This is a genomic window from Alkalihalobacillus bogoriensis ATCC BAA-922 (assembly GCF_000621445.1).
Taxonomy (GTDB): Bacteria; Bacillota; Bacilli; order Bacillales; family Bacillaceae_F; genus Bacillus_AO; species Bacillus_AO bogoriense.
In genome coordinates, this window is the sequence record NZ_KK211277.1 from 316,900 (window position 1) to 341,927 (window position 25,028).

The following is a 25,028-nucleotide window of genomic DNA, read 5'->3' on the forward strand; positions in this document are numbered from 1 at the left end:
CTCACTTTCGCTCTATAGTCCCTCTTGTTTTATATACTTGATAGTCAGCTATTCTTTTCACACAAAAAAATTCAATTCATTATCTTAAAAGATAGTATTGAATTTTCTTGGTTTTAAATATGAACAATGACCATAAGCACGAAAATAATTGTTAGGTAGTTTAAAGAATAAACGAACATGAATCTAGACCATTTAATATCGTCTTTCATTTTAAACCCAGCTAACCCTAAGACTAGCCACCCTAACCCTAATAATGCTGCTACAATCGTATAGACAATACCAAATGGATACAACATTAATGATACTGGTAACAGTGCTGCTACATATACGACGATTTGACGCTTTGTCACATCAAATCCTGCAACAACTGGTAACATTGGAATTCCTGCAGCCCGATATTCTTCACAGCGTTTCATCGCTAAGGCAAGAAAATGTGGCGGTTGCCAGAAGAACATAATAAAAAATAAAATCCAGGCGTAAGTATGCAAGCTAGGATCAATTACTGCCCACCCGATGAGCGGTGGAACAGCCCCAGACACACTTCCTACAATTGTATTTAAAGATGTAGTACGTTTTGTCCACATTGTATACAACACAACATATACAAATAAACCAATCATCCCAATAATCGCTGCCGTTATATTTGCAAGGGATAATAAAATAATCCCGATAGCCGATTGGATGAGCCCTACAATAAGTACATGTGAGCCTTGTAATTTCCCTGTAACAGTTGGACGGTCTTTAGTTCGTTCCATTAGATGATCAATATCACGGTCAATAAAATTATTTAACGTACAACCGCCAGCCATTACTAGACCTGCTCCTAGCAATCCAAAAAGGACAAGATGAAATTGATCGAGCAAGCTAACACCAGTATATTTTGCTGCTAGAAAAATCCCTGCAAAAGCTGTGATTAAATTTGATGTAACAATACCCATTTTAGCAAGTGTCACATAATGTTTCCATGTTTTTTCTTCCATGTCCGTTATTGAACTTGAATTTGGACTTGAAGTAGTAGTTGAATGTGTTAACACATCGCTTGCTTCTATTGCTGTATTGGATTTATTCATCCACAATTCACCCCCTTTTTAGAGTATCACATATTACAAAACGTTTGCGTTAGCCAAATGTCGGTAATTTCTATTACAAAAAGTGACTAACTCATAAGAACGTTTTCAGACCTTTTCTGATCATAAAGACATTATATCTTAATTTCTTATTTCTTTCATCAAATTCAAAAGTTTCACATTATCTTCACATTTAATATTGCCATAAAAAGTTCACTCTTCAATAATTGACTTTTTTCCCTATTGTTCATAAGATCGTGTTATGCTTAATTTCTATCAATTTGATTCTACGAAATAGAAAGGGGAAAACCATTGCATAAATCATTAAAAATATATAGTGTGATTACATCCATTGGCATGCTCATCGTCCTTATGCAAGGGGCTCTTGTTACAAAAACAGGTTCAGGTGAAGGCTGTGGTGCAACATGGCCGCTATGCTTTGGTGAAGTTATACCAACCTCACCTGCTATTGAAACGATCATTGAATATAGTCATCGCATCGTTTCAGGTATGCTAGGATTCATGATAATTATATTAGCCATATGGACTTGGCGGAAAATAGGGCACTTAAAAGAAACAAAGTTTATGGCTATCATGGCAATCTTCTTTATCGTTTTTCAAGGACTATTAGGAGCGGGAGCCGTCGTTTTTGGTCAATCTGAAGCCATTCTCGCCTTACATTTTGGAATTTCTGCTATCTCGTTAGCAACTGTCGTATTATTAACTGTACTCGTATTTGAAGACGGAAAATCTAGAGTACCTGCACCAAAAGTAACAAAAAGATTTCGTTATTTTATATATTTTGTCATCACATACACTTACGCTGTTATTTACACAGGAGCGTTAGTCAAACATACAAACGCAACATTAGCTTGTAGCGGTTTCCCATTATGTAATGGGATGTTATTCCCAGGTTTCATTGGTCCTATTGGTGTCCATTTTCTTCATCGCCTAGCTGGGATATCCGTTTTTATACTATTACTCGTTTTACTCATTATCGTTATTAAGCATTATCGACATGAACCAACAGTATTTTGGGGTACAATTATAGCGTTTATTTTTGTACTAGGACAAGTCATTAGTGGCGTTGCCGTTATTTTTACAGCAGCCGCACTTGTGAATGCCATGTTCCATGCCCTAATCATTTCATTACTTTTTTCAACACTCGCTTATTTAACGATGATTATTAGTAGAAAACCACATTAAAGAGAGATGGCTGTTCGGATTGCTGACGAACAGCCATTTTTCTTTCTTTTAAGAAAAACGCGGGAGCGTCTTTTCGTTTCAAGCATCTAGAATAAGCTTTCAAAGCTTCACTGCTATTTTCTTACTTTTTAAAAAAAGTCAATGAAAGCCGGTTGCTCGTCTCCTATCCTTTTTTCCCACTCTTCTAGCTCTTCATTATTTCCTTTAATTGCTCCCATTTTAGCCAACTGCATCGGTCGTTTATAATGCATCAACATCGTCGTTAACATATTAATATTTACTTGAATTCCTCTTTTTGGGGGGTGTTGGCAAGCTCCATTGTCTGGCTTACTATCAAACTTTTTCACCTCATGTTTGTCCCCATGAAAGACTATCTGATAAATCCCATTATTCCAGTCGGCAAATGGGTCATATACATGAACAAATAAAGAGGACAGCGTCCCCGCCTGAAAAGGATAGTTTTCCAAAAATAGTTTGACATTTACAATTCTCGCCATAAAATACGGAGATAATTCTTGTTTTACTTTTGGATTCGCAAACAAAAATGTTGATTCGTCACTTGACGGTAATGTTAATTCAACCTGATCTATCATTGAATCATGATCCGCAATAAAATTCCATAATCCGCCTCTGCTATCTTCATCCGTATAAATAAGCTCAGAAATTTTCATTTTACGGTCTTTCACTTCATAAATGATATAACCTGTTGGGCTATCGTCTTCACGATAATAAACAGATAAATGTAGTTTTTTCCTATTATATGTTAATTCATCCCACCATTCTTCTGTTCTTTTTAGCATGCCAAAGTAGGATTGACAATACGTATCATAAATGGAGTGCAAGTGAAAGGTTTGTTGAAGCGACTCCCGCTTCATCCATCCTACCGCAGTAATTTTCTTTGGAAGTTCATGTGAAGCTACAACTATCTTTTTCTCATCACAAAATATTTCCCATCCATATTTACGATAAAAAGGGATAGAGAACGGAAACAAATAAGAAAGTGTTACACCCTGATCATCCAACTCTTTCAATCCAATTTTCAGTAGGTTTCGAACAAGGCCTTTTCTTCTATGTTCTGGATATGTAGCGACTCCAGCGATCCCTCCCATTTTATATGCAACATTCCCTAACATCACCGTTAATGAAAGGACAGTCATCTTTGACTCCAATGTTTCTCCTTCAAAATAGCCATACGTTTGTTCTGGTCGCTTTGTCCTTATAAAATACGCTTTTTGTTCCTCAGTTAATTCATACTGAAACGCAAACTGAGAAAGTGTTAAACTCTCCTCCATCTCTTCCTTTGTTAACTTTCTAATTTCCCCCACCATTATCACCCCTATTTTATTGAAATTGCCTCAAAGAAAAAGGCTAGAGATAAAGCCTCTAGCCCATGTTGTGCTTAATTTGACAATTCAATTAATAAATCTCCGGTTTGAATCGCTTCTCCATTCGTAACATGGACTTCTTTTACTTCGCCATCAAATGGAGCTTGAACCGTTGTTTCCATTTTCATTGCTTCCGTAATCATGAGATGGTCACCTTTTTTAACCTTATCTCCCTTGACAACTAACGTTTTCACAACCGTACCAGGCATTGAAGCTCCTATCTGGTTCGGGTTGCTCTTATCGACTTTCGCCTTTGCTTTAACAGATGTTTTTACATTCATATCTTTAATCATCACTTCACGTGGCTGACCATTTAGCTCAAAGTAAACGATACGATTCCCGTCATCTTGCGGTTTAGAAATAGAAACGAGCTTCACGATTAACGTTTTCCCTTTTTCGATTTCAACTTCGATCTCTTCCCCTAACCGTAACCCATAAAAGAATGTTGGTGTATCGAGAACAGAAACTTCACCAAACTGTTGACGGAAACGCTCATACTCCATAAACACTTTCGGATAAATCGCATAAGAGAGTATATCATGACTCGTTACTTGTCGATTTAAAGTATGGTATAACGTCTCTTTTACCTCTTGGAAGTTAATCGGGTCTAGCAATTCACCAGGTCTAGTTGTTAGAGGCTCTCTTCCCTTTAAAATAATTTGTTGTAATTCTTTCGGGAAGCCTTCGTATGGTTGACCAAGTTGGCCTTGGAAAAATTCCACAACAGAATCTGGGAAATCTAGGTTATCACCACGGTCATAAATATCATCTTCAGTTAAATTATTTTGAACCATATATAATGCCATATCACCAACAACTTTCGATGATGGAGTTACTTTTACTACATCCCCAAACATATCGTTCACTCGGCGATACATTTTTTTCACTTCATTCCAGCGATTTTTTAATCCAACCGCTTTCGCTTGTTGCTGAAGATTACTGTATTGACCACCAGGCATTTCATGCTCATACACTTCTGTATGTGGCGCATTCATCCCACTTTCAAAGCCACTATAGAACTTACGGGTACTATCCCAATAATCACTTAATTGCTCTAATGCTTTAATATCAACATTAGGCTGTCGTTCTGACCCTGATAATGCATAATATAAGCTATTCATACTCGGCTGTGATGTTTGCCCTGCCATAGAGCTTATCGCTACATCAACAATATCGACACCAGCTTCAATCGCACGTGCGTATGTGAATAATCCATTTCCACTTGTATCATGTGTATGCAAGTGAATTGGAATATCAATCGTTTGTTTTAACTCAGTTACTAATTGATACGCAGCTTCTGGTTTTAGTAAACCTGCCATATCTTTAATCCCTAAAATATGCGCTCCAGCGTTTTCCAACTCTTTTGCTAAATTTTTATAATACTGTAAATCATATTTTGTACGGTTTTTATCTAAAATATCTCCCGTGTAACATAGAGTCGCCTCGGCTATTTTTCCACTTTCTCGCACTGAATCAATAGTCAATCTCATACCTTCCACCCAGTTTAAACTGTCAAAGATACGGAAAACATCAATGCCAGCTGCAGCGGATTTATCCACGAACTCTTTGATTAAATTATCTGGATAGTTCGTATAACCAACCGCATTTGATGCCCGGAATAACATTTGCAATAAGACATTTGGCATTTTATTGCGTAAAATTAAAAGTCTTTCCCATGGGTCTTCATGTAAAAATCTCATCGCAACATCAAATGTAGCGCCGCCCCACATTTCTGATGAAAACAAATGTGGTACCATTCTTGCAGTCGGTTCTGCAATTTGCTTTAAATCATGCGTACGAACCCTTGTTGCAAGCAAAGATTGATGGGCATCTCGGAATGTTGTATCTGTTAACAACACTTCTTTTTGCTCTTTTACCCATTTGCTTAACCCATCAGCGCCTCTTTCTTCAAGGATTTGCTTTGTCCCTTTTGGAAATGGCTCTGTATAATTTACTTTTGGTACTTCCGGAATATCTAGTACTGGTTTTTTTACACCTTCTAATCCAGGATATCCATTTACAATCGTTTCACCGATAAATGATAACATTTTTGTTCCACGGTCTTTTCGTTTTGGAAACACAAAAAGTTCTGGAGTAGTATCGATAAATGATGTGTTATATTCCCCTGAAAGAAAAGCTTTGTGCTGAACGACATTTTCTAAAAACGCAATGTTTGTTTTAATCCCACGAATACGAAATTCTCGTAAGTTTCGCAACATTTTTTGAGCAGCGCCTTCAAAAGTAAGGGCCCACGTCGACACTTTAACGAGCAATGAATCATAATAAGGAGTAATAACTGACCCTTGATAACCGTTTCCAGCATCAAGACGAACGCCAAATCCACCACCAGAACGGTAAGCCATAATTTTCCCTGTGTCTGGTAAAAACCCATTACTTGGATCTTCCGTTGTCACACGTGACTGAATCGCATATCCATTACATGCGATGTCTTCTTGTTTAGGAATTCCTAATACTTTATTATGTAGCTCTTCACCATCTGCAATAAATAATTGGGATTGAACAATATCAACACCCGTAATCATTTCTGTAATTGTATGTTCTACTTGAATTCGCGGATTTACTTCAATAAAGAAGAATTCACCGTTTTCTGTTACTAAAAATTCAACAGTCCCTGCATTTATATAATTCACACTTTTTGATAATTGCACAGCTGCCTCACATATTTTCTCACGTAACTCTTGATCTAACGATACACTAGGAGCCACTTCAACTACTTTTTGATGTCGTCGTTGAACAGAACAGTCGCGCTCATATAAATGGACAATATTTCCATGCTTGTCCGCTAAGATTTGCACTTCAATATGTTTTGGATTTTCTACAAATTTTTCCACATACACTTCGTCATTTCCAAAAGCCGATTTCGCTTCTGACTTAGCTCTGTCGTATGCTTCACTTAAAGCTTCTTGTGACCGGACAATTCTCATACCACGTCCGCCACCACCAAGCGCTGCTTTAATAATAAAAGGAAATCCATGTTCATTTGCAAACGCTTGAACATCTTCTAGACTGTTAACAGGTCCATCACTTCCTGGAATAACAGGGATATTTGCTTTAATAGCCTGTTCCCTTGCTTGTACTTTATCACCAAACATAACTAAATGTTCTGTATTTGGACCAATAAAAATAATGCCTTCTTCTTCACATCGCTTAGCAAATTGTAAATTTTCAGACAGAAATCCATATCCTGGGTGAATCGCATCTACATCATTTCGCTTTGCAATTTCTAGAATACCTTCGATATCTAAATATGCTTCAATCGGTTTCTTACCTTCCCCAACTAGGTAAGCTTCATCTGCTTTATAGCGATGGTAAGCACCCACATCTTCTTTGGAATAAATCGCAACCGTTCGAATATGTAACTCTGTGCATGCTCTAAAAATTCGGATAGCAATCTCTCCACGATTTGCTACTAGAACCTTTTTAATGTTCTTTAACCCATCCATAGTACTCCTCCTATAACCAACATAATAATTTTCATTGTTAGAAATGAAATGATAGGAAATCAAGAGTTTGCCACTCTAGAAAACTTCCCCTTTATCTTTAGCTTTTCTCTATATAAAGATTATATTATCATGAAACGAATTTCAAACTCAAAACTTTTCTAAATAAAAACAACTTTCTCACAATTTTTAATGCTAAAAAAAACACGAGATTTTCTTTTCGTTTCTAGCAAAATACGGCCTTCAATCTTCATTAATAAACAAGCTTCACTACTATACCGACATTTTATATATTCTTATATAAAAAAAACTTGAATCTTTTTAGCTGTCTTGTTCTAAATAAAAACCAAGCTACCAAAAAAATAGCTTGGTTTATATTATTTTCTTGTAGACGCCTCATGTAATGTTGCTAATTTTCGCTCTAAATCTGATAATAATTGCTTTCCCGTTTCTTTATCTACAAGTTCTAAACGAATAGCAAAATCTATCTCTCTAGACAATCCGAACATTTGTGTATCTAACACTTCCTCGTAAAGAGGACATTGTGGCATCGTTAAGTTTTCTAATTGAACTTCTATTAACCTTTGTATTTTTTCAGCATCAGCTTTAAGAAGGGCATATGCTTTTTCGCTATGTCCTGTAACGGTCTTCATGAAACCTTGTCCCTCCTTTATGAATCTTCTCTACCTACTTTATACTTATACTATCTCTGTTGAGGCAAAAATGCAATGGTTTTCAATGAAATATAGCGAAAAGAACGTTAAAAAATACTCAGTTTCATTTCTTTTGCTAAAAGTTCTAATAACTTTATTCCTGCAATACTATTTCCCTTTTCATCAAGTGCTGGTCCATATATTCCTATTCCCATACCATGTGGAACAGAACCTAAAATTCCACCAGAGACACCACTTTTTGCTGGAATTCCTACTTTGATGGCAAACTCACCTGATGCATTATACATTCCGCACGTCACCATAAATGTTTTAACGATCCGTGCAACGTCAAATGGAACTATAATTTCTCCCGAAAGAGGGTCAATCCCTTTGTTGGCTAAAACCCACCCAATTTTCGCTAGATCATGACAATTGAGTTCAATCGCACATTGCTTTGTATACAATGCCAATAATTCATTGACATCTCCTTCAATTACACCATGTTGTTTCATAAAGTATGCTAATGATCGGTTTAAATCTGCTGTTTCAAATTCTGATTGAGCAACACGTTCATTGTATGTAATGTCATGATTCCCTGTAAGTTTCTGAATGAAACCAATAAGCCTAGATAATTTTTCGTCATTTGTTTGCCCTGGCAATAAATTTGTTACAGCAAGAGCTCCTGCATTAATCATAGGATTTAATGGTTTGGAGGGGACACTAGTTTCTAGCTTTGATATCGAGTTAAACGGGTCCCCCGTTGGTTCCATTCCTACTTTTTGAAACACAAAGTCTTCTCCTTTATCCATAAGAGCCAATGCTAATGTAAGAACTTTGGAAATACTTTGTAACGTAAATGTTTCCGAAACATTCCCAGCAGAAAAACACTGATTCGGTCCCTCATATATAGCAATGGCTAGCGTATTTGGATCTGCTTCTCCAAGTGCTGGTATATACGTGGCTACTTTGCCTTTTTCCGTATAAGAGCTTACTTTCTCAATCCATTTCTGTAACTGCTCCGTTTTTTGACAACCCATTTATCATCCCTCCATCTACTCCTAATAAACTCTAACCTCATTATGGACGTAAAGCAATTTTACTAACCGCTTTCTATTAGCCAAAAAGGTATAAACCGATTATACTAATATATAGTACTTGATGGGGAAGGAGATTTCATAATGGAATTTGTTTTTTTTATTACAGGAAATGTTGAACATCCGTTAACGATCGACCCGACCGTTTGGATTTTTGATGATAGAAAAGTGGACCTGACGACGTATTTTACCGAATCAAAAGAAGAAGAAGATTCGTTAACCGCCTATAAAAAAGCGATTTCAGCGCAATGGGATAAAGAAATAACAGAAGGGGCACAGCCTCCATCTCAGACGAATGACAACCGAGTGTCGTTCAAAAAAGAAGAACTATTACATGGTACATTTGCGATGAAACTTGAGCCTTTTATATTCCATACAAAACCAGTAAACCCCTCAGCTCTCGTCATTGAAACAACGACTGGAGATACAATAACTTTGGATTGGGACGAGGCAACATCATGTTTACTTAAATTTTCAGATAAGGGAAAACCTTTAACGGAAAATGGTCCTGTTCACATTCTTTATGGTGATGGCTCAAACCTTGAAGATCCTATTACAAATGTGGCAAAGCTTATCGTAAAATAAGAAAAAAACGGGAGCGTCTTTGCTTTCAAAGCTTCACTGCTATACCAAAATTATTTATCTTTTAAAAAGGTTTACGCAAAAATGGCTATTTCACCTTTTTGCATAAACCTCTTTTTCTTTCCCTGTTTGTACATCCTTGTTTTACAATAAATCAGCTGCTAATTGAGCTAGACCGGAACGTTCCCCTTTTTCTAATTTCACATGTCCACTAATTTTTTCATTTTTAAACTTTTCCACAACATACGTTAACCCATTGTTATATTCGTCTAAATATGGGTGATCAATTTGTTTTGGGTCCCCCATTAAAACGATTTTACTTCGTTCTCCTACTCTTGTTAAAATCGTTTTCACTTCATGTTTTGTTAAGTTTTGTGCTTCATCAATGATGATGAACTGATCAGGGATACTTCGGCCACGAATATAAGTCAAAGCTTCTACTTGAATCGAACCCATACCAGCGAGAATTTGATCTAGTTCACCTGGTTTTTTTGCATTAAACAAATATTCCAAATTATCAAAAATCGGTTGCATCCACGGTCTTAGTTTTTCTTCTTTTTCTCCTGGTAAAAAACCAATATCTTTTCCTACAGGAATGACAGGCCTTGCTACTAGTAGCTTATTATACCTCCCTAAGTCCTCTGTTTGTAATAATCCCGAAGCTAATGATAATAATGTTTTACCTGTTCCAGCTTTTCCGATTAACGTGACGAGAGGGATGTCATCACGAAGAAGCAATTCAAAGGCCATTTTTTGTTGGACGTTTCGAGCTTTAATTCCCCAAACTTGGTCTGGCTCTATACTAAAAGGTTTGATTTTTTTTCCGTCAAAATCCACTTTTCCTATCGCAGAAGAGGAACCTCCTAGCGCATTTTTCATAATAATAAATTGGTGGGGATACAATGGGTATTGTGATAATTCACTCGCATCTAGCTCTTGATTTGTATAAAATGAGTTAAGAATATCGGTATCCACATACATTTCAACATAACCTGAATACACATTATCAAATTCTATAACTCGGTCATTTAAAAAATCTTCTGCAGGAATACCTAAGGCATCCGCTTTTACCCTTACGAGAGCATCTTTACTAATAAGAATAACATCTTTGCCATCTTGTTTTTCTTGTTCTTCTAATAACAAGTTTAAGGCAACCGCTATAATCCGATTATCATTGGTCATGTCTGCAAATGAACCTTTTAGCTTTTCAAAAGAACGGTGATTTAGCTCCACTCGCAATCGGCCACCTGTGTCAAGTAACACTCCTTCATGAAGTTTTCCCTTCCCACGTAGGCTGTCCATTATTTTTGAGAAATGCCTAGCGTTCCTTCCGATTTCATCCATGTAACGTTTTTTTGAATCTACCTCTTCTAAAACAATAGCTGGAATGACAACTTCATTGTCTTCAAAGGCATATACTGAATTCGGGTCTTGTAATAAGACATTCGTATCTAAGACGTAGATTTTGCTCAACATTCCGCCTCCTGACTCAAGTTCGTTTCTCCACAACACTTACTTATAGCTTATGCACATCTAGAAAAATATGTTATTTTCCTATTCACGTACAACTTCTATAGTATAGTTGTATGTTCACCAACATGAAGATAGAAGAAAAATTAGACAGTCCCTCCTTAAACGTTTAATTTTTTCTGTCTCTTTATTATTCTTCATTTTTTTGAACTGTTCCTTTTTCCAATCAAACTTTACAAAAACGATATAATCCGATGTTAACACGAATTAATTTTCCGTACGGACATCTGTTCCGTTATTCATAAAAAAATCACCCCATCTAACAACATGACGGACATACGTACTGCCATATTCCCTTTATAGGCATGTTTTGAGCTGATTTATCTCATTTTTGGGTCAGAGTAGGCGTTATTTGTGAACATGATACGGGTTTCCGTTTTTTAGCGGCCACAGAAGCGCTTATTCACGCAAAAGCCACTCTATTCCTAGCGATATATTATGATTAACTGCTCCTGTGTCCGCCAACGTTCCAAAACGCTAGCAATGTTCACAGATAACGGTCTTCATGGCCGCTTATTACCATAAACAACAAAATCACTTGTCTCATAGTACCCCAAACCCCTAATTCATTCTAAGAATAGAAGAGAGCACTGTTAGCCAACAATGAAAAAAAGCCTATTTCTAGGCTTTTTTCATCGCTTCCATCACTTGTTTGTCAAGCTTTGCTGCTGCTTCAGCATCATATGTTTTTTCATATTTAGGTTCTTGTGAAATTTTCGAACCATAAAACATGACATCTCTTACTTCTTTAACTGTAATTTCCACTAACGCTAATTTTAATGGAACATCTTCCATTTTTTCTACTATAACTTTTGCATCACCTGCCACTGAATAAGTTGAGCCATTACCAATAAAATTTAGAACAACTCCGGCATGTTTTGCAATATTTTCAACAATTCTTGAACGGTTATCCACCGCAAATCGAACCGTTGCATTGTCAGGTGCAAACACCCAAGAAATCGCACTCACATTAGGAGAACCTGTTTCATTGTCAACCGTTGCAATCGTTACAAGTCTTTCTGATTGCAATAATGGAAGTAGTTCATCTGTTAATTTTGTTTCTACTTGATTGGCCATACTAAAACCTCCAGATCAATTGTTTTCGTACACCTATACTATACCTATATTTATGGAAACTTAAAACTATAATGCAATATTTCAGTTTATTTTTTCTTATACATTGAGTAGAATAGATGTACAAGAGGTGATTTTTCATGCGAGTAAAATGTGTATTATGCGATAAAATTAATAATATTGATGATTATAGTCCTGATGCGAAACGACTTCGAAATAGACCTATTCACACGTATATGTGCCCGGAGTGTCAAGAGCGTATCACAGAAAGAACAGCCGAACGACAAGCAACAGGCAATTTCAAATTGTACAGAAAACAAAAACAAGAAAATGATTGGTAAAGAAAAACGCGGAGCGTCTTTTCTTTCAAGCGAAGTGCCTAGCCCTGCCCGCTTTTAACAGTGAACCCCAAGTGCACTTCTTGGGGTGAAACGCGCAGGTGCGCAGCTTTTGCTCTTCTTGAATAAGCTTTAAAACATGCAGCGGCTACGCCTATAAACAAAGAACTCCGATCTGTTCCTTACGGAACAGATCGGAGTTCTTTAGTTATATTTCGGTTCTGATTCGATTGATAGTAACAGCGCATCGATAAGGTCAATTGGATATTGTTTTGTATCCTTTTTTTGTTCTATCCAATAGTCGACAATATACCATGCGCCTTCTTTTTTTATTTCTAGCTTTTCGATTTTATGATCTTGCTTTAAAATTTCATCAAAGAACATGTACGTATCAAGTGCGGCTTTATCATTCGGTCGTGCATCAGACACCACTTTTATCGACAACCAATTATAGATCGCATCTTGCAAGTTCATGTTATCACCCTTGCGCTTGTTCTTTTTTATGACGTGATAGTCTGAATCGATATATTCCTAATACAGCCGCTGCAACGAGTAGGGATTCTACGACTGGCATTCCAATCGCAAAAATCGTTAATGGAATACACCCAACTAATAAAGCAATGTATACAACCGCAGATTTCAATATAGGCAATTTCCTAGCAAACCCTAAGTTATAAACAACAATCGATGTAATGACGACTAGCGCATAAAGTAACCAAAAACCCATAATATGATTTTGATCAATTTGGACAAGAACCGCAAACATCGATAAATCGTCTGGATTTACTTCTATTGGCTGCTGCTCTACCATAGGATTTCCCCTCCTTTACCTTATTGTTTTGCTGCTAATTTTTTCTTTTTCTCCACACGCTCACGTTCAGATTTATTTAATAACTTTTTACGTAATCGAATAGATTCTGGTGTTAATTCACAATATTCATCTTCATTTAAATACTCAAGAGCTTCTTCTAATGTCATAATACGTGGTCGTTTCATTGTCACCGTTTGGTCTTTTGTCGCTGAACGGACATTCGTTTGTTGCTTTGCTTTCGTAATATTAACCGTTAAGTCATTTTCACGATTATGCTCCCCAACAATCATACCCTCATATATTTCTGTTCCTGGTTCAACAAAAATTGTTCCACGTTCTTCGACACCCATGATACCATAAGCCGTTGCTTTTCCGGATTCCATTGAGACTAGGACGCCTTGACGTCTTCCCCCAACTTGTCCAGGAGCCATCGGTTGATAGCTATCAAATGAGTGGTTAATAATCCCATACCCTCGTGTTTGCGATAAAAATTCAGTTGTATATCCAATGAGACCACGGGAAGGAACTAAAAACTCAAGACGAACTTGACCACTACCTGTGTTAGTCATGTTTAACATTTCGCCTTTTCTTGCTCCTAACGATTCCATTACCGATCCTGTATATTCTTCAGGAACATCAATTTGAACACGTTCCATTGGTTCACTTTTTACTCCATCAATGTCACGAACAATAACTTCAGGTTTCGATACTTGAAGTTCATACCCTTCACGTCGCATATTTTCAATTAAAATGGATAAATGAAGCTCTCCACGACCTGATACTTCCCAAACGTCTGGCGAATCGGTGTTGTCTACACGTAAGCTAACGTCTGTTTCTAATTGAGCACGAAGACGCTCTTCAATTTTTCTACTTGTGACAAACTTTCCTTCACGTCCCGCAAACGGGCTATTGTTAACAAGGAACGTCATTTTTAACGTTGGTTCATCAATACGTAGAATCGGTAATGCTTCTTGATGCTCAACTGGACAAACTGTTTCCCCGACGTTAATTTCTTCCATTCCGGAAACTGCAATTAAATCTCCAGCTTTTGCTTCGTTAATCTCAATTCGTTTTAAACCTAAGAAACCAAAGATTTTAGTCACACGAAACTGCTTAACAGACCCGTCAAGTTTCATTAAGGCTACTTGTTGCCCTACAGAAATTGTCCCGCGGAATACACGTCCAATCCCAATTCTACCAAGATAATCATTGTAGTCTAACATCGCTACCTGAAACTGTAATGGTTCTTCACTGTTATCAACTGGTGCTGGCATCTTATCTATAATCGTTTCGAATAATGATTCCATATTCTCATCTTGTTGCTCATGATTTAAGCTTGCTGTTCCATTAATCGCTGATGCATAAACAACTGGAAAATCTAATTGGTCCTCATCAGCCCCTAAGTCAATTAATAAGTCAACAACTTCGTCAACAACTTCTGTAGGTCGCGCAAAGTCACGGTCAATTTTATTGACAACGACAATTGGGTTTAATTTTTGCTCAAGTGCTTTTTTTAACACAAATCGTGTTTGTGGCATACAGCCTTCATAAGCATCGACAACTAATAAAACACCATCCACCATTTTCATAATACGTTCAACTTCTCCACCAAAGTCAGCATGTCCAGGTGTGTCTAATATGTTGATTCGCTTATCTTTGTAATTAATTGCCGTATTTTTAGCAAGGATCGTAATACCTCGTTCTTTTTCTAATGCATTAGAGTCCATTGCTCTTTCTTCTACTTGTTCATGGGCACTAAATGTACCTGATTGCTTTAACAACTGATCGACCAAAGTCGTTTTCCCGTGGTCAACGTGGGCAATAATAGCTATATTTCGAATGTCTTCGCGTTGTTTCATACTCCTAAGTTCGCTCCTTATCTTCTAATTATAACTGTATAAGTATATCATAAACTAATCTATAAAAAGTAAACTTTCTCTTTTTTTACTTTTTCTTATTATTCCCTTGTAACTAGATTGTCAAAACTTAAGGGTTTCACTTTTCTGTAATACAAGGTAAACTATAAAGAGTATTTGTCAGACTATTCGTAGGAGGATTCATCATGAAAAAAGAGAACCTACTATTTTTAACATTAGCCATTGTTACTGTAATTTGTATTATGGCCATTGGCATCGCTATAGCAGAACGTAGTATCGTTATCGCCCTCCTTGCCGTAATTGGGATGATTGTCGCCACAGGTCTTGGGTTCACACTGAGAAAGAAAATCCGTGAATCAGAAGAGATGGAGCAAAAAAGTGTGTAGTGGTCTTTGACCTTTACACACTTTTTTATCCCTATATTTATTCCTTCTCATTCCAGCGCTTCACTTCAACACCTACCTTTTGTTCAAGTGGACGAATGATTGCTGCTACATCTTCATTTCCATACGTTTGTTTTGCCTGATTTACGATCGCTTCTGCTTTTTTCACCATTTCAGTTGGAACCTTTAACTCTTCTGCTAAATCTAGGGCAAGTCCCATATCTTTATGCAATAAATTCACACTAAAACGTTGTTCGAATTGCCGGTCCATAATTGCTTCTACAGACCAATCCATGCTTTTGGAGAATCCAGAGCTTCTTCGAATAATATCTAGCAAAACTTCTGGATTAACTCCTGCTTTTTCTCCCATTACAAAAGCTTCTGCTAATGCGGCCGTATGGACACCGACAAGCATATTATTAATTAATTTAATGACACTTCCATTACCAACATCACCGACATATTGGACATATTCCCCTGTTACCTTTAATACAGGTAGGACTTTTTGAAATATCGCTTCGTCTCCTCCACACATCATCGTTAATGTCCCCGCTTTTGCTCCCATCGGTCCTCCACTTACAGGGGCATCAAGATAATAAGCTTCTTTTTTTTGTATTTTCTTCGCAACCTCTTTATTTAATGCTGGACTTATTGTCGAATGATCGATAATAATTTTTCCGGAAGTTGCACCAGCAATGAGCCCATTATCTCCGTCATATACTTCGTAAATGGAAGCTGGAAGCGGTAAACATGTAAAAACAATATCGACTTGTTCAATTAATGTTTTAGGGGACTCCATTTCTATCGCACCCATTGAAAGCGCTTGTTCAATTGGTGGACGACTTCGACTTACAACATAGGTTTCATAACCTGCCTGAAGTAAATTTGCTGTCATTGGTAATCCCATCGTGCCAAGACCAATAAATCCTATTTTCATTTTTTCCCCTCCTATATAAAAATATTATCTAAAATAGCTTGATGAAGACCTGGCCGACCAACAAAAACAGATTCGGTTTGCAAGTAGTGAATCGCTTGTCCTCGAATCGTTGAATGGACACCACCAACTTCGTGTAAGATGACAAAACCCCCAGCAAAGTCCCATGGTGATAGCTTCAAACTGATATATCCATCTAATCGTCCTGAAGCAACATAGGCAATTTCAATAGCGGCTGAACCATAAGATCGAACCCCTCGAACTTTCTTTGTTAAGGTTGAAAGATTTTTTTGAATCGTTTCATCTCCTTCTACTAACCAACGAGCATTTAAGCTAACAATCGATTCTTCTATGTCTACTGATGTTAACCTATTCAACTGTACGCCATTTAAATAAGCTCCTGCTCCTAATACAGCATGGAAAAGTTCATCTGTCATGACATTATATATCAGACCAACTTGACCAATTCCGTTATGATAAACACCAATCGATATCGCAAAATTATATTGTTGATGAACAAAATTCGTCGTCCCATCAATTGGGTCAATAATCCAAACGGTTCCTTCTTCCTTAATCCCTTCACTCGTTCCTTCTTCACCTAAAATCGCATGTTCAGGGTAATTTTCTTTTATTTTCTGAACAAAAAATTGTTCTATATTTCGGTCCATTTCTGTCACCAAATCATCTGGATTTGATTTCCATTCAACTTTAATTGTTTTTTCTAATGAATCCTTTAATTGAACCCCTGCTTCTTTAACCCACTGAATCGCTTGTTTTTCTAATTCGGACCAATTCATTGATGTTCCCTCCTTGTTCACTAGCAAATCTTAGGATATATTATGACATAACTTCTCGACTTAAGGAAAGAATTAGCAAAAAAAATAAAAGCAGGCCAACTGGCCTGCTTAACGATTACATTTTTAAAACAAGAAATTCTTTTCGGAGAACTTCTAATTTTTTCTTACTTTCATTCATCGCTTGTAAATCCTCTGATAACATGGCATCGTGTAGTGTCGCCAATTCATAATCAATTTCCAAACGAAGAACTGGTATTCTTTTTTCTGCATCCGTTTTATTCACTGTTTGTATTACTTGTTCCATGGTAACCCACACTCCTTATAACATATTATCTACGAAGCACTTGAGTAAAGGATGTTGTTTTTTTGAAATATTCAGATACTTTTACTTATTATATCATATGTACTTATGATTTGAAACGCTACGATTTTTTTTTCTTTTTCCTCTTTCTCCCTTATAGCATATGCTTATGACAATAAGTTGGTGTATGGTACACTAGAAAAAAAATTAAAAAGGATGTGGAGAAATGTCGTTTTCTGGATTTAACAAAAATGACTTTTCAGTTTTTTTAACAGAGGGTCTTGAAGAAAGAATGGAAGGAATTCGCGAACAGATTCAGCCAAAATTCAAAGAAATAGGGGCTATACTATCAGATGACATCGCCATGTTAGCAGGCAATGAAATGCATCTTCATATTGCAAAACATGCACGCAGAACTGTGAATCCACCTAAAGATACGTGGTTAGCTATTTGTCACGATAAACGCGGTTATAAAAAGCACCCACATTTTCAAGTTGGTTTATTTGATGACCATGTCTTTTTATGGCTTGCTTTTATATATGAAATGCCAAATAAAAAAGAAATTGCGCAACAGTTTTTACAAGATTTTGATACTGTAAAATCAACGATACCAGACGATTATGTTATTTCCCTTGACCATATGAAAAAAGAGGCTCACTCTTTCCAAACGATGGGGGAAACGGGCTTAAATGAAGCACTTGTTCGTTTCCGCGATATAAAGAAGGCAGAGTTTCTAGTCGGGCAACATATTAAAGCAGATGACCCCATCTTACAGGATGGCGAACAGTTTCTGGAAAAAGCAAAGTCAACATTTGAAACACTTATCCCCCTTTACAAAAAAGCTTTTTCTTATTAAAACAAAAACAAAGCTGTCGACATTGTATCGACAGCTTTGTTTTCCTTTCATTCAGTTATATATCTTTGTTACACTCACTTCATTTTTATCTTCAGGTCACTCGCTTTTTCCTTCGCTGCTTTTACTGCCCGAAAACAAGATACTTTCGCTTCTTCATCAAATTGTTTACATAGTTGCTTTTCTTCACTTTTAGAAGGGACGATTTCTTTAAAACGTCGATACAACCGTAAAAGTTCCTCCCGCTCAACTCCTTCATTATACGCTTTTTCCACTCCTTGGAAAAAGGCAACAACATCCATTACTTCTTCTTTGCTCCAATCTAACGAAATCGGCATATTCATGTAAAATAGCCTCTCTTTCTAAACAAATATATCAATTCTTACTTTTCTATTTTATAAGATATGAAAAGAAAGAACAAACTAAGAGGAAAAATCTATTTGAATTTAACAATGAATTTGATATACTCATTCTTGTTTTACTATATGTGATTTTGACTATTATCTTAAGAAGAGGTGACGACTATGTCCCAACAGCATTTAACTCCTTTATTTACTGGTGTTCGAGAACATGCAAAAAAGGATCCAATACAATTTCATATTCCAGGACATAAAAAAGGGAATGGAATGGACGACGAGTTTCGAACGTTTATAGGTGAAAATGCATTATCTATAGATTTAATTAATATTACCCCATTGGATGATTTACACCATCCTCACGGTATGATTAAAGAAGCCCAAGAGCTTGCAGCCAAAGCATTTGGTGCGGACTTTACCTTTTTTTCTGTTCAAGGAACAAGCGGGGCTATTATGACAATGATTATGAGTGTTTGTGGTCCGGGAGATAAAATCATCGTACCAAGAAATGTTCATAAATCAGTCATGTCAGCCATTATATTTTCAGGGGCGACACCTATATTCATTCACCCAGAACTCGATAATCACTTAGGAATTTCTCACGGAATTACAACAGATGCCGTTTCTAAAGCATTAGAACAACATCCTGATGCAAAAGGCTTATTAGTCATTAATCCAACTTATTTTGGAGTTTCCGCCAATTTAAAGGAAATTGTTGACATTTCTCATCGTTATAATGTCCCTGTATTAGTTGATGAAGCACATGGTGTTCATATTCACTTCCATGAAGACCTTCCGTTATCAGCTATGCAGGCAGGAGCAGATATGGCGGCTACAAGTGTACATAAACTAGGTGGTTCCATGACCCAAAGTTCCGTTTTAAATGTAAAAGAAGGGTTAATCTCCCCAACACGTGTACAAGCCATTATAAGTATGCTGACAACAACTTCAACTTCTTATCTTTTGCTCTCTTCCTTAGATGTCGCTAGAAAGCAATTAGCGACAAAAGGACATGAGATGATAAGTGAGTCGATTTCATTAGCAAACAGAACACGACAGGAAATCAACGAAATTCCTGGCCTTTATTGTGTTGGACCCGAAATTGTCGGTTCAAAAGCCGCATTTGACTTTGATCCAACGAAATTAATCATTTCCATAAAAGATTTAGGCATAACGGGGTATGATGTTGAAGTATGGCTTCGTGAAAAATATAATATTGAAGTAGAACTTTCAGACCTATATAACATTTTATGTATTATTACATTTGGTGATACGCTAGCTGAAACAACAACGTTAGTCAACGCGTTACGAGAATTATCGAAGCTTCACCAAGATCAAATTGAATTAAGACACACAGCTGAAGTCAATGTGCCTGATATTCCAACGTTAGCTCTTTCACCGAGAGATGCTTTTTATTCTGAAACAGAAATTGTTCCTTTTCATGAATCTGCTGGACGAATTATTGCTGAATTTATTATGGTCTATCCACCTGGGATTCCAATTTTAATTCCTGGAGAAATTATTACAAAAGAAAATATTGATTATATTCAAGAAAACTTAGCTGCAGGCTTACCTGTACAAGGACCCGAAGACCAAGAATTTCAATTTTTAAGAGTTATTAAAGAACATCATGCAATCCGATAATTGTTAATCGTTAGCTTTCAAGGCTTCACTACAAAACCAAAAGTTTTATGCTTTCTTATATGTTTAAAAAGACCGACAAAGTTTTGTCGGTCTTTTTTTGTTTCCACTCCTAATTTCATTCGTGTTCTATTTTTTATTTTTACATTTCTGACAATCGTTCCCTTTGGCATAAAGCGTCATGACTTTTTCTGAAGGAATGTGTTCGATCGTTTTATTACAAGTTTGACATACAATAATTCCCACAACCGTCATCTCCCTTTTTGAAAGCGTTTTAATATTTCCGTGATTTAAATATAATATATCACATTCGAGATGTCAATGGTTAAATTGTATAACACATTAGGTTATTTTTCTGACACATTGAAGCTAAAACAGAAAAAAAGACAAACAAAAAACGCATCTATGATGCGTTTATCCATTTTAATATTGTGGTTCCATCGGCATATTTGGAAGCGTTTCTTCAAAAAATATCGATAAATCCTCGGCTTCCTTTTTATTTTTAATATGAAATACTCGTTGAAGATGTTCCACGTTTTTTACATCCTCAGCACATAATAATGAAGATCTTCCTGTTTGCATGCAAATCACAAGAGGCTTCCCAAAGAACATGTTTGTATAAACAATCCCAAAATCATAGCGAACATCGTCGGTTGTGAATCCAATGAATTGCACTTTCACATTTTCATATTCATCGTATAAACGCTCAAACAAATTCATATGAATACCTCCTTTTTTTCTGACGCTTATTACAATTATAGTAAGAAAATTCCGAATTAGCAACCCTATTTCCTTAACAAAACGATGACAAAGCTGTGACGTTAATAATTATAACGTTTAAATTGTGTTTGTTTATTTGTCATAAAGTTGGATACTTCCTGTAAAAATACTAAATCATCTTCACTCACTGAATAATTAAACGATGGCACACAAATATAAAGAATCCCTAATAAATGATGACCTGAATAAAATGGAGTCAACATTCTTTCTTCTGTTTCTTCAAAGAAAACCGTCTCTTTTCCTCGTATCGCACATAAACTTAATTGTCCTTCCCCAAACGCTTCAATAGGAGGGTATGGACAATGACCAATACATTCATAAAGAACAAAAGACTCTTGTTTTACAATAAATATAGCTACACTCATCTCGCTTTTTGCATGATTCCCTATCGCATGAACGATTCCACTGTAAAATTCGTTAATATTTTTGGCATAGTCAAAAACTAATCCAACTTCTAACCGTAATTCGTCAAGAAATTGTGACTTATCCATGTCATCCCCCCTATTTCTCTTTTTTGTTTATACGTTTTTGTATGTATATAAGTTTCATTACCTCTATTATTTTTATGTTAAAATGATGTTAGCATTCCTTTTTGTTGTCATTTAGTCTATCAGAATGCTAAGATAAAAAAAGATGAAAACGTTTTATGACTGGAGTGTATATACATGTCAAACCATGCTTTTATTAAACTCGTTAGCCGTTCTAAACAACAAACGATAACATTAGACGAATTAAAAGATATTTTTACATATTATAAGACGATTACAAGTAAAACTGGTGACCAACTTGCATGGGGGTATGGTCAAGCCGCATTTCCCTATGAAATAACACCATCACCTGATGGGGATGAACACTGGTTCTATTTGAAAGGAACTGTACCAGGATATAAATACATTGTCTTAGGTGTCGGAACGGAGCAAACTGATACTGATAGCCAAACGGCATATATTCAAGTGACGTTACCAGAAGGAGCAACACACGGTGACAAAGGGAAAGCAAATGAGTTTGTTAAATTCCTCGGAAAAAAATTAGAAGCTGAAGTTCAATTATTTAACGAACGGACGATGTACTTTTATAAAAGATAAAAATAAACATAAAAAGACTGAGGCACAATAAAAAGCTAAAAACGCAATACATATCGTTTATAAAGCTCTTTGTGTCCCAGCCTTTCTTCTATTGTTTACCGAATATCGTGTGGGTCTACAAATTGATATCCTTTGTCTTGGAGCCTAGTTACAATATTTTTCAAGGCTTTATTTGTCCATTCTCGGTCATGTAATAATAAATTCCCACCATCTGTCAATTCAGGGGCGTTGACCATTACTTCTTCAAGTGCACTAGCTTCTCGATATTCAGTAAAATAATCATACCCATAACTCCAGTTCATCCATTGCATTCCTTCTTCTTGCACAACTTCTTTAGAGATATCTGTGTTTTTTCCGTAAGGAGCTCGGAAGAATCTTGGTTGTTGTCCCGTAATTTCTTCAATTAACGCATTTAACTCTTTAATTTCTGCTCGTTGTTCTTCTGCTGAAATTTCATTTAAATTCACATGACTCATTGTATGGTTTCCAATTTCAAACCCCATTTCATCCAGCTGCTTTATTTTTTCTTTTCCTTCTTCACTCTGGATTAAATCACCATTAACAAAAAAGATAGCTCGTACTCCAAGTTCTTTTAACGTATCTGCCATTTCCATACTGTATTGATGTGGTGTATCATCAATCGTTAACAATAACACCTTTTCATTGGCATTATCTATTGGAGTGATCCATATATTTTCATTGAGCTCGTAAGAAGCTTCAACCTCAGATTCTTCCTCCTCTTCTTCTTCTGCCGTTTTTTCTTTTCTCCCATTCTTTTCAGAATCCCATTTTCCTTCCGATTTGTTTCTTTCACTTGTAAAAACTTGATTCTCTTGTTGAATTTGTTGTTGGGAAGTGAACTGTTCCTGTTCTGCAACTTCATTAGGCTCGGATGTACATCCAATGACTATAAAAACAAGAGCCATAAAGACAATCGTTCGTTTCATTAGTAACATCCCTTTCCATTGCATTTGTTTATATCGTAACCATCTTACCTCATGTTTTAAGTGGTAACATTATGTAGTTTTATGCATATTCAAATTCCATTCGTCCATACTAGAAATAATTGCATTTTCAATAGGTGGGAAACATGAATATTACAAAATGGTTTGGAAGACGAGTTCTTAAAACTGGACTAGCTGTATTTGTAACTGCATCGATTTGTCAGCTACTTGACTTACCCGTTGTATTCGCCATTATTACTGCCATTGTAACAACAGAACCAACGGCTGCTGACTCAATAAAAAAAGGGGTTATACGACTCCCTGCCGCTGCCATTGGCGCATTATTCGCCATTATTTTTGACATGTTATTAGGGCACTCTGCCTTGACATACGCGATTGTCTCTATACTAACTATTATGACTTGTGCCAAGTTAAAATTAGATACGGGTACACTTGTTGCGACGTTAACGGCTGTTGCTATGATTCCAGGTACGAGTGACAGTTTTACATTTGATTTTATGATGCGACTATCGGGTACTACGATTGGGATCATTGTTTCAACATTAGTAAACTTTGTTGTATTACCGCCTCAATTTGGCCCGCTCGTTGTAAAAAAAGTTGATTACTTATATGATGAGGTCGCAAACACATGTTGTTCCATTGTCCAACAATTAACAGATACAACAAATCAAATCCATCATTCTATTTACCGCTCTTTAACCCAGGAACTTGAAAAGGCTATCCAACTTACTCAATTTCAAGAGGACGAGTGGAAATATCGGAAATTTAATGATAATGAAAAGCGTTCCTTTGAGTTTTTACAACAAAAGTTAACGTTATTACAGCAAATTATCTTCCACTTAGGCAGTTTATCATATGTCAATATTCAGTCAAGTGAATTAGCAAAGGACGACATTGCTTTACTTTCTTCTGCTGGTTCTGATTTATCCACAATGTTAAAAGATCCGTACCATAAATTAACGAGAAACCATACAATCATTATTGCTCAATTACAAAATCAGCTTTCAAACACTAGTCATCTCGTAGATGAACAACCAAACACGATCGCCAATGTGTATTATGAATTAATTTTAATATACCAATTAACCCAAGAAGTCGCGTCCATCACTGAAAAAGAACGGATTTTTTCGGAAAGCCATGCGACATATCCAAAATATATTTTTGCTAAAAGAGTGCAATATGATTAAAATCCTTTTCCCCTCTTCCTGCAAATTCCTTCCTGATAGGATGTACAAAAGATTAGATAGAATCTTTTTGTACATCTTTTCTTTTTTTTGAAACTTTTTCCTTCCTTATTTCGTCTAATAAAAGAGGAATTCATTTCATTATTCGTATTTTTAGATTTGATTTCTTTTTGATTACAATTTTGTTACTAATGTTCCAACCTATATTTGACATGGTAAAATAATTGAAAGCGAATCATTACATAAAGGAAGTGACCAAGAGAGTGAAACAACAACTTTCATATTTAATCTTAACCTCCTTCCTATTAACATCAGGATGCTGGGCTACCGAAGCCGTAACAAATTATCCTTTTGAAAATGAAGAAGAACAAATGATTACCGTTTTATTTTCCAATAATCATACGATTCAAAATGAGTCTAGTTTTTATGATGCCTTACTTGAGTTTCAACAATTATATCCAGATTATGATCTTCCTTTAACGATTGTTTACGAAGATGAGCGAGACATCATTCAATATTTCGAAATTACTGAATTTCCAACATTACTTGTCATTGATGGACAAACTGTAGAACTGCGGATAGAAGGCCATCATGGCAAAGATGACATTTTAAATAAATTAAATTCAATTGTACCTCAACAAATGTAAAGAGTCGGCATTGCGATGCAATAC

Annotated in this window: 27 protein-coding genes; 9 read left to right on the forward strand and 18 right to left on the reverse strand. The window is 36.2% G+C overall.

Annotated elements, in window-relative coordinates; translation table 11 throughout:
• Positions 1-113 precede the first annotated feature (113 nt).
• Positions 114-1,070 (reverse strand): heme o synthase, encoded by a 957-nt coding sequence (cyoE, locus tag T323_RS0117395; RefSeq protein WP_026674423.1) that lies wholly within the window; start codon positions 1,068-1,070, stop codon positions 114-116.
• A gap of 309 nt (positions 1,071-1,379) precedes the next feature.
• Here cyoE and T323_RS0117400 point away from each other — a divergent pair, with 309 nt between their 5' ends.
• On the forward strand, positions 1,380-2,273 hold the full coding sequence (locus tag T323_RS0117400; protein ID WP_026674424.1) for a COX15/CtaA family protein: 894 nt from the start codon (positions 1,380-1,382) through the stop codon (positions 2,271-2,273).
• 128 nt (positions 2,274-2,401) lie between these two features.
• Here T323_RS0117400 and T323_RS0117405 read toward each other — a convergent pair whose 3' ends face one another.
• The 4 genes from T323_RS0117405 to glsA form a co-directional block, all read right to left on the reverse strand.
• A complete protein-coding gene (locus T323_RS0117405; RefSeq protein ID WP_051556583.1) occupies positions 2,402-3,598 on the reverse strand; it encodes a GNAT family N-acetyltransferase in 1,197 nt (398 codons plus the stop codon).
• Between the two features lie 74 nt (positions 3,599-3,672).
• Complete coding sequence (gene pyc, locus T323_RS0117410) at positions 3,673-7,122, reverse strand: pyruvate carboxylase (RefSeq protein WP_026674426.1); 3,450 nt, start codon at positions 7,120-7,122, stop codon at positions 3,673-3,675.
• Positions 7,123-7,496: 374 nt separating this feature from the next.
• Complete coding sequence (locus T323_RS0117415) at positions 7,497-7,772, reverse strand: Fpa/YlaN family protein (RefSeq protein WP_026674427.1); 276 nt, start codon at positions 7,770-7,772, stop codon at positions 7,497-7,499.
• Between the two features lie 107 nt (positions 7,773-7,879).
• A complete protein-coding gene (gene glsA / locus T323_RS0117420) occupies positions 7,880-8,809 on the reverse strand; it encodes a glutaminase A (protein ID WP_026674428.1) in 930 nt (309 codons plus the stop codon).
• Between the two features lie 141 nt (positions 8,810-8,950).
• Here glsA and T323_RS0117425 point away from each other — a divergent pair, with 141 nt between their 5' ends.
• Positions 8,951-9,451, forward strand: a complete 501-nt coding sequence (locus T323_RS0117425; RefSeq protein ID WP_026674429.1) for a hypothetical protein — start codon at positions 8,951-8,953, stop codon at positions 9,449-9,451.
• 141 nt (positions 9,452-9,592) lie between these two features.
• Here the strand turns inward: T323_RS0117425 and T323_RS0117430 are convergent, their stop codons facing one another.
• Entirely contained in the window at positions 9,593-10,921 is a 1,329-nt protein-coding gene (locus tag T323_RS0117430; protein WP_026674430.1) for a PhoH family protein, read from the reverse strand.
• A gap of 678 nt (positions 10,922-11,599) precedes the next feature.
• On the reverse strand, positions 11,600-12,055 hold the full coding sequence (locus T323_RS0117435) for a pyridoxamine 5'-phosphate oxidase family protein (protein ID WP_026674431.1): 456 nt from the start codon (positions 12,053-12,055) through the stop codon (positions 11,600-11,602).
• 137 nt (positions 12,056-12,192) lie between these two features.
• Between T323_RS0117435 and T323_RS0117440 the strand changes: the two genes are divergently transcribed.
• Entirely contained in the window at positions 12,193-12,393 is a 201-nt protein-coding gene (locus tag T323_RS0117440; RefSeq protein ID WP_026674432.1) for a YlaI family protein, read from the forward strand.
• 201 nt (positions 12,394-12,594) lie between these two features.
• Here T323_RS0117440 and T323_RS0117445 read toward each other — a convergent pair whose 3' ends face one another.
• The 3 genes from T323_RS0117445 to typA are packed head-to-tail and all read right to left on the reverse strand — an operon-like array spanning position 12,595 to position 15,060.
• On the reverse strand, positions 12,595-12,864 hold the full coding sequence (locus T323_RS0117445; protein ID WP_026674433.1) for a hypothetical protein: 270 nt from the start codon (positions 12,862-12,864) through the stop codon (positions 12,595-12,597).
• A gap of 4 nt (positions 12,865-12,868) precedes the next feature.
• Positions 12,869-13,201, reverse strand: coding sequence for a YlaH-like family protein (locus T323_RS0117450; protein ID WP_051556584.1), 333 nt, complete (start codon positions 13,199-13,201; stop codon positions 12,869-12,871).
• Between the two features lie 20 nt (positions 13,202-13,221).
• The gene (typA, locus tag T323_RS0117455; protein ID WP_026674435.1) at positions 13,222-15,060 is read right to left on the reverse strand and encodes a translational GTPase TypA; all 1,839 of its coding nucleotides are present in this window, start codon (positions 15,058-15,060) and stop codon (positions 13,222-13,224) included.
• 203 nt (positions 15,061-15,263) lie between these two features.
• Here typA and T323_RS0117460 point away from each other — a divergent pair, with 203 nt between their 5' ends.
• Positions 15,264-15,464, forward strand: a complete 201-nt coding sequence (locus T323_RS0117460) for a DUF5325 family protein (protein ID WP_026674436.1) — start codon at positions 15,264-15,266, stop codon at positions 15,462-15,464.
• Between the two features lie 37 nt (positions 15,465-15,501).
• Here the strand turns inward: T323_RS0117460 and T323_RS0117465 are convergent, their stop codons facing one another.
• From T323_RS0117465 to T323_RS0117475, 3 genes are all read right to left on the reverse strand, one after another.
• Positions 15,502-16,398 carry an NAD(P)-dependent oxidoreductase gene (locus tag T323_RS0117465; protein ID WP_026674437.1) on the reverse strand — a complete coding sequence of 299 codons (897 nt, stop codon included), beginning with the start codon at positions 16,396-16,398 and terminating at the stop codon, positions 15,502-15,504.
• An 11-nt stretch (positions 16,399-16,409) separates the two neighbouring features.
• Positions 16,410-17,192, reverse strand: coding sequence for an inositol monophosphatase family protein (locus T323_RS0117470; RefSeq protein WP_026674438.1), 783 nt, complete (start codon positions 17,190-17,192; stop codon positions 16,410-16,412).
• A 115-nt stretch (positions 17,193-17,307) separates the two neighbouring features.
• The gene (locus T323_RS0117475) at positions 17,308-17,496 is read right to left on the reverse strand and encodes a YkzI domain-containing protein (protein WP_026674439.1); all 189 of its coding nucleotides are present in this window, start codon (positions 17,494-17,496) and stop codon (positions 17,308-17,310) included.
• 223 nt (positions 17,497-17,719) lie between these two features.
• Between T323_RS0117475 and T323_RS0117480 the strand changes: the two genes are divergently transcribed.
• Positions 17,720-18,349 (forward strand): YktB family protein, encoded by a 630-nt coding sequence (locus T323_RS0117480; RefSeq protein ID WP_026674440.1) that lies wholly within the window; start codon positions 17,720-17,722, stop codon positions 18,347-18,349.
• A 74-nt stretch (positions 18,350-18,423) separates the two neighbouring features.
• Here T323_RS0117480 and T323_RS0117485 read toward each other — a convergent pair whose 3' ends face one another.
• Positions 18,424-18,690, reverse strand: coding sequence for a UPF0223 family protein (locus tag T323_RS0117485; protein ID WP_026674441.1), 267 nt, complete (start codon positions 18,688-18,690; stop codon positions 18,424-18,426).
• Positions 18,691-18,870: 180 nt separating this feature from the next.
• Here T323_RS0117485 and T323_RS0117490 point away from each other — a divergent pair, with 180 nt between their 5' ends.
• Positions 18,871-20,346: an aminotransferase class I/II-fold pyridoxal phosphate-dependent enzyme gene (locus T323_RS0117490; protein ID WP_026674442.1), complete on the forward strand. Its 1,476-nt coding sequence runs from the start codon at positions 18,871-18,873 to the stop codon at positions 20,344-20,346.
• Between the two features lie 126 nt (positions 20,347-20,472).
• Here the strand turns inward: T323_RS0117490 and T323_RS28500 are convergent, their stop codons facing one another.
• The 3 genes from T323_RS28500 to T323_RS0117505 all read right to left on the reverse strand — a co-directional run bounded on the left by T323_RS28500 (position 20,473) and on the right by T323_RS0117505 (position 21,614).
• Positions 20,473-20,598: a GapA-binding peptide SR1P gene (locus T323_RS28500; RefSeq protein WP_373279342.1), complete on the reverse strand. Its 126-nt coding sequence runs from the start codon at positions 20,596-20,598 to the stop codon at positions 20,473-20,475.
• Positions 20,599-20,766: 168 nt separating this feature from the next.
• Positions 20,767-21,063: a DUF3055 domain-containing protein gene (locus T323_RS0117500; RefSeq protein WP_026674443.1), complete on the reverse strand. Its 297-nt coding sequence runs from the start codon at positions 21,061-21,063 to the stop codon at positions 20,767-20,769.
• A gap of 101 nt (positions 21,064-21,164) precedes the next feature.
• A complete protein-coding gene (locus tag T323_RS0117505; protein WP_026674444.1) occupies positions 21,165-21,614 on the reverse strand; it encodes a hypothetical protein in 450 nt (149 codons plus the stop codon).
• Between the two features lie 174 nt (positions 21,615-21,788).
• On the opposite strand from T323_RS0117505, the gene T323_RS0117510 reads away from it, so the two are divergent.
• The gene (locus T323_RS0117510; RefSeq protein WP_026674445.1) at positions 21,789-22,208 is read left to right on the forward strand and encodes a DUF1885 family protein; all 420 of its coding nucleotides are present in this window, start codon (positions 21,789-21,791) and stop codon (positions 22,206-22,208) included.
• Between the two features lie 95 nt (positions 22,209-22,303).
• On the opposite strand, the gene T323_RS0117515 is transcribed toward T323_RS0117510, so the two are convergent.
• Complete coding sequence (locus T323_RS0117515) at positions 22,304-23,155, reverse strand: polysaccharide deacetylase family protein (RefSeq protein ID WP_026674446.1); 852 nt, start codon at positions 23,153-23,155, stop codon at positions 22,304-22,306.
• Between the two features lie 143 nt (positions 23,156-23,298).
• Here T323_RS0117515 and T323_RS0117520 point away from each other — a divergent pair, with 143 nt between their 5' ends.
• Both T323_RS0117520 and T323_RS0117525 read left to right on the forward strand, forming a co-directional pair.
• On the forward strand, positions 23,299-24,360 hold the full coding sequence (locus tag T323_RS0117520) for an FUSC family protein (protein ID WP_026674447.1): 1,062 nt from the start codon (positions 23,299-23,301) through the stop codon (positions 24,358-24,360).
• A 260-nt stretch (positions 24,361-24,620) separates the two neighbouring features.
• Positions 24,621-25,004: a hypothetical protein gene (locus tag T323_RS0117525; RefSeq protein WP_026674448.1), complete on the forward strand. Its 384-nt coding sequence runs from the start codon at positions 24,621-24,623 to the stop codon at positions 25,002-25,004.
• Positions 25,005-25,028 lie beyond the last annotated feature (24 nt).

What these genes read in the sequence shown, in the direction of transcription:
- cyoE (WP_026674423.1), bottom strand. Translation starts at nt 1,070, where the DNA reads ATGAATAAATCCAATACAGCAATAGAAGCAAGCGATGTGTTAACACAT.
- pyc (WP_026674426.1), bottom strand. Translation starts at nt 7,122, where the DNA reads ATGGATGGGTTAAAGAACATTAAAAAGGTTCTAGTAGCAAATCGTGGA.
- T323_RS0117415 (WP_026674427.1), bottom strand. Translation starts at nt 7,772, where the DNA reads ATGAAGACCGTTACAGGACATAGCGAAAAAGCATATGCCCTTCTTAAA.
- glsA (WP_026674428.1), bottom strand. Translation starts at nt 8,809, where the DNA reads ATGGGTTGTCAAAAAACGGAGCAGTTACAGAAATGGATTGAGAAAGTA.
- T323_RS0117425 (WP_026674429.1), top strand. Translation starts at nt 8,951, where the DNA reads ATGGAATTTGTTTTTTTTATTACAGGAAATGTTGAACATCCGTTAACG.
- T323_RS0117435 (WP_026674431.1), bottom strand. Translation starts at nt 12,055, where the DNA reads ATGGCCAATCAAGTAGAAACAAAATTAACAGATGAACTACTTCCATTA.
- T323_RS0117440 (WP_026674432.1), top strand. Translation starts at nt 12,193, where the DNA reads ATGCGAGTAAAATGTGTATTATGCGATAAAATTAATAATATTGATGAT.
- T323_RS0117445 (WP_026674433.1), bottom strand. Translation starts at nt 12,864, where the DNA reads ATGAACTTGCAAGATGCGATCTATAATTGGTTGTCGATAAAAGTGGTG.
- T323_RS0117450 (WP_051556584.1), bottom strand. Translation starts at nt 13,201, where the DNA reads ATGGTAGAGCAGCAGCCAATAGAAGTAAATCCAGACGATTTATCGATG.
- typA (WP_026674435.1), bottom strand. Translation starts at nt 15,060, where the DNA reads ATGAAACAACGCGAAGACATTCGAAATATAGCTATTATTGCCCACGTT.
- T323_RS0117460 (WP_026674436.1), top strand. Translation starts at nt 15,264, where the DNA reads ATGAAAAAAGAGAACCTACTATTTTTAACATTAGCCATTGTTACTGTA.
- T323_RS0117465 (WP_026674437.1), bottom strand. Translation starts at nt 16,398, where the DNA reads ATGAAAATAGGATTTATTGGTCTTGGCACGATGGGATTACCAATGACA.
- T323_RS0117470 (WP_026674438.1), bottom strand. Translation starts at nt 17,192, where the DNA reads ATGAATTGGTCCGAATTAGAAAAACAAGCGATTCAGTGGGTTAAAGAA.
- T323_RS0117475 (WP_026674439.1), bottom strand. Translation starts at nt 17,496, where the DNA reads ATGGAACAAGTAATACAAACAGTGAATAAAACGGATGCAGAAAAAAGA.
- T323_RS0117480 (WP_026674440.1), top strand. Translation starts at nt 17,720, where the DNA reads ATGTCGTTTTCTGGATTTAACAAAAATGACTTTTCAGTTTTTTTAACA.
- T323_RS0117485 (WP_026674441.1), bottom strand. Translation starts at nt 18,690, where the DNA reads ATGAATATGCCGATTTCGTTAGATTGGAGCAAAGAAGAAGTAATGGAT.
- T323_RS0117490 (WP_026674442.1), top strand. Translation starts at nt 18,871, where the DNA reads ATGTCCCAACAGCATTTAACTCCTTTATTTACTGGTGTTCGAGAACAT.
- T323_RS28500 (WP_373279342.1), bottom strand. Translation starts at nt 20,598, where the DNA reads ATGACGGTTGTGGGAATTATTGTATGTCAAACTTGTAATAAAACGATC.
- T323_RS0117500 (WP_026674443.1), bottom strand. Translation starts at nt 21,063, where the DNA reads ATGAATTTGTTTGAGCGTTTATACGATGAATATGAAAATGTGAAAGTG.
- T323_RS0117505 (WP_026674444.1), bottom strand. Translation starts at nt 21,614, where the DNA reads ATGGATAAGTCACAATTTCTTGACGAATTACGGTTAGAAGTTGGATTA.
- T323_RS0117510 (WP_026674445.1), top strand. Translation starts at nt 21,789, where the DNA reads ATGTCAAACCATGCTTTTATTAAACTCGTTAGCCGTTCTAAACAACAA.
- T323_RS0117515 (WP_026674446.1), bottom strand. Translation starts at nt 23,155, where the DNA reads ATGAAACGAACGATTGTCTTTATGGCTCTTGTTTTTATAGTCATTGGA.
- T323_RS0117520 (WP_026674447.1), top strand. Translation starts at nt 23,299, where the DNA reads ATGAATATTACAAAATGGTTTGGAAGACGAGTTCTTAAAACTGGACTA.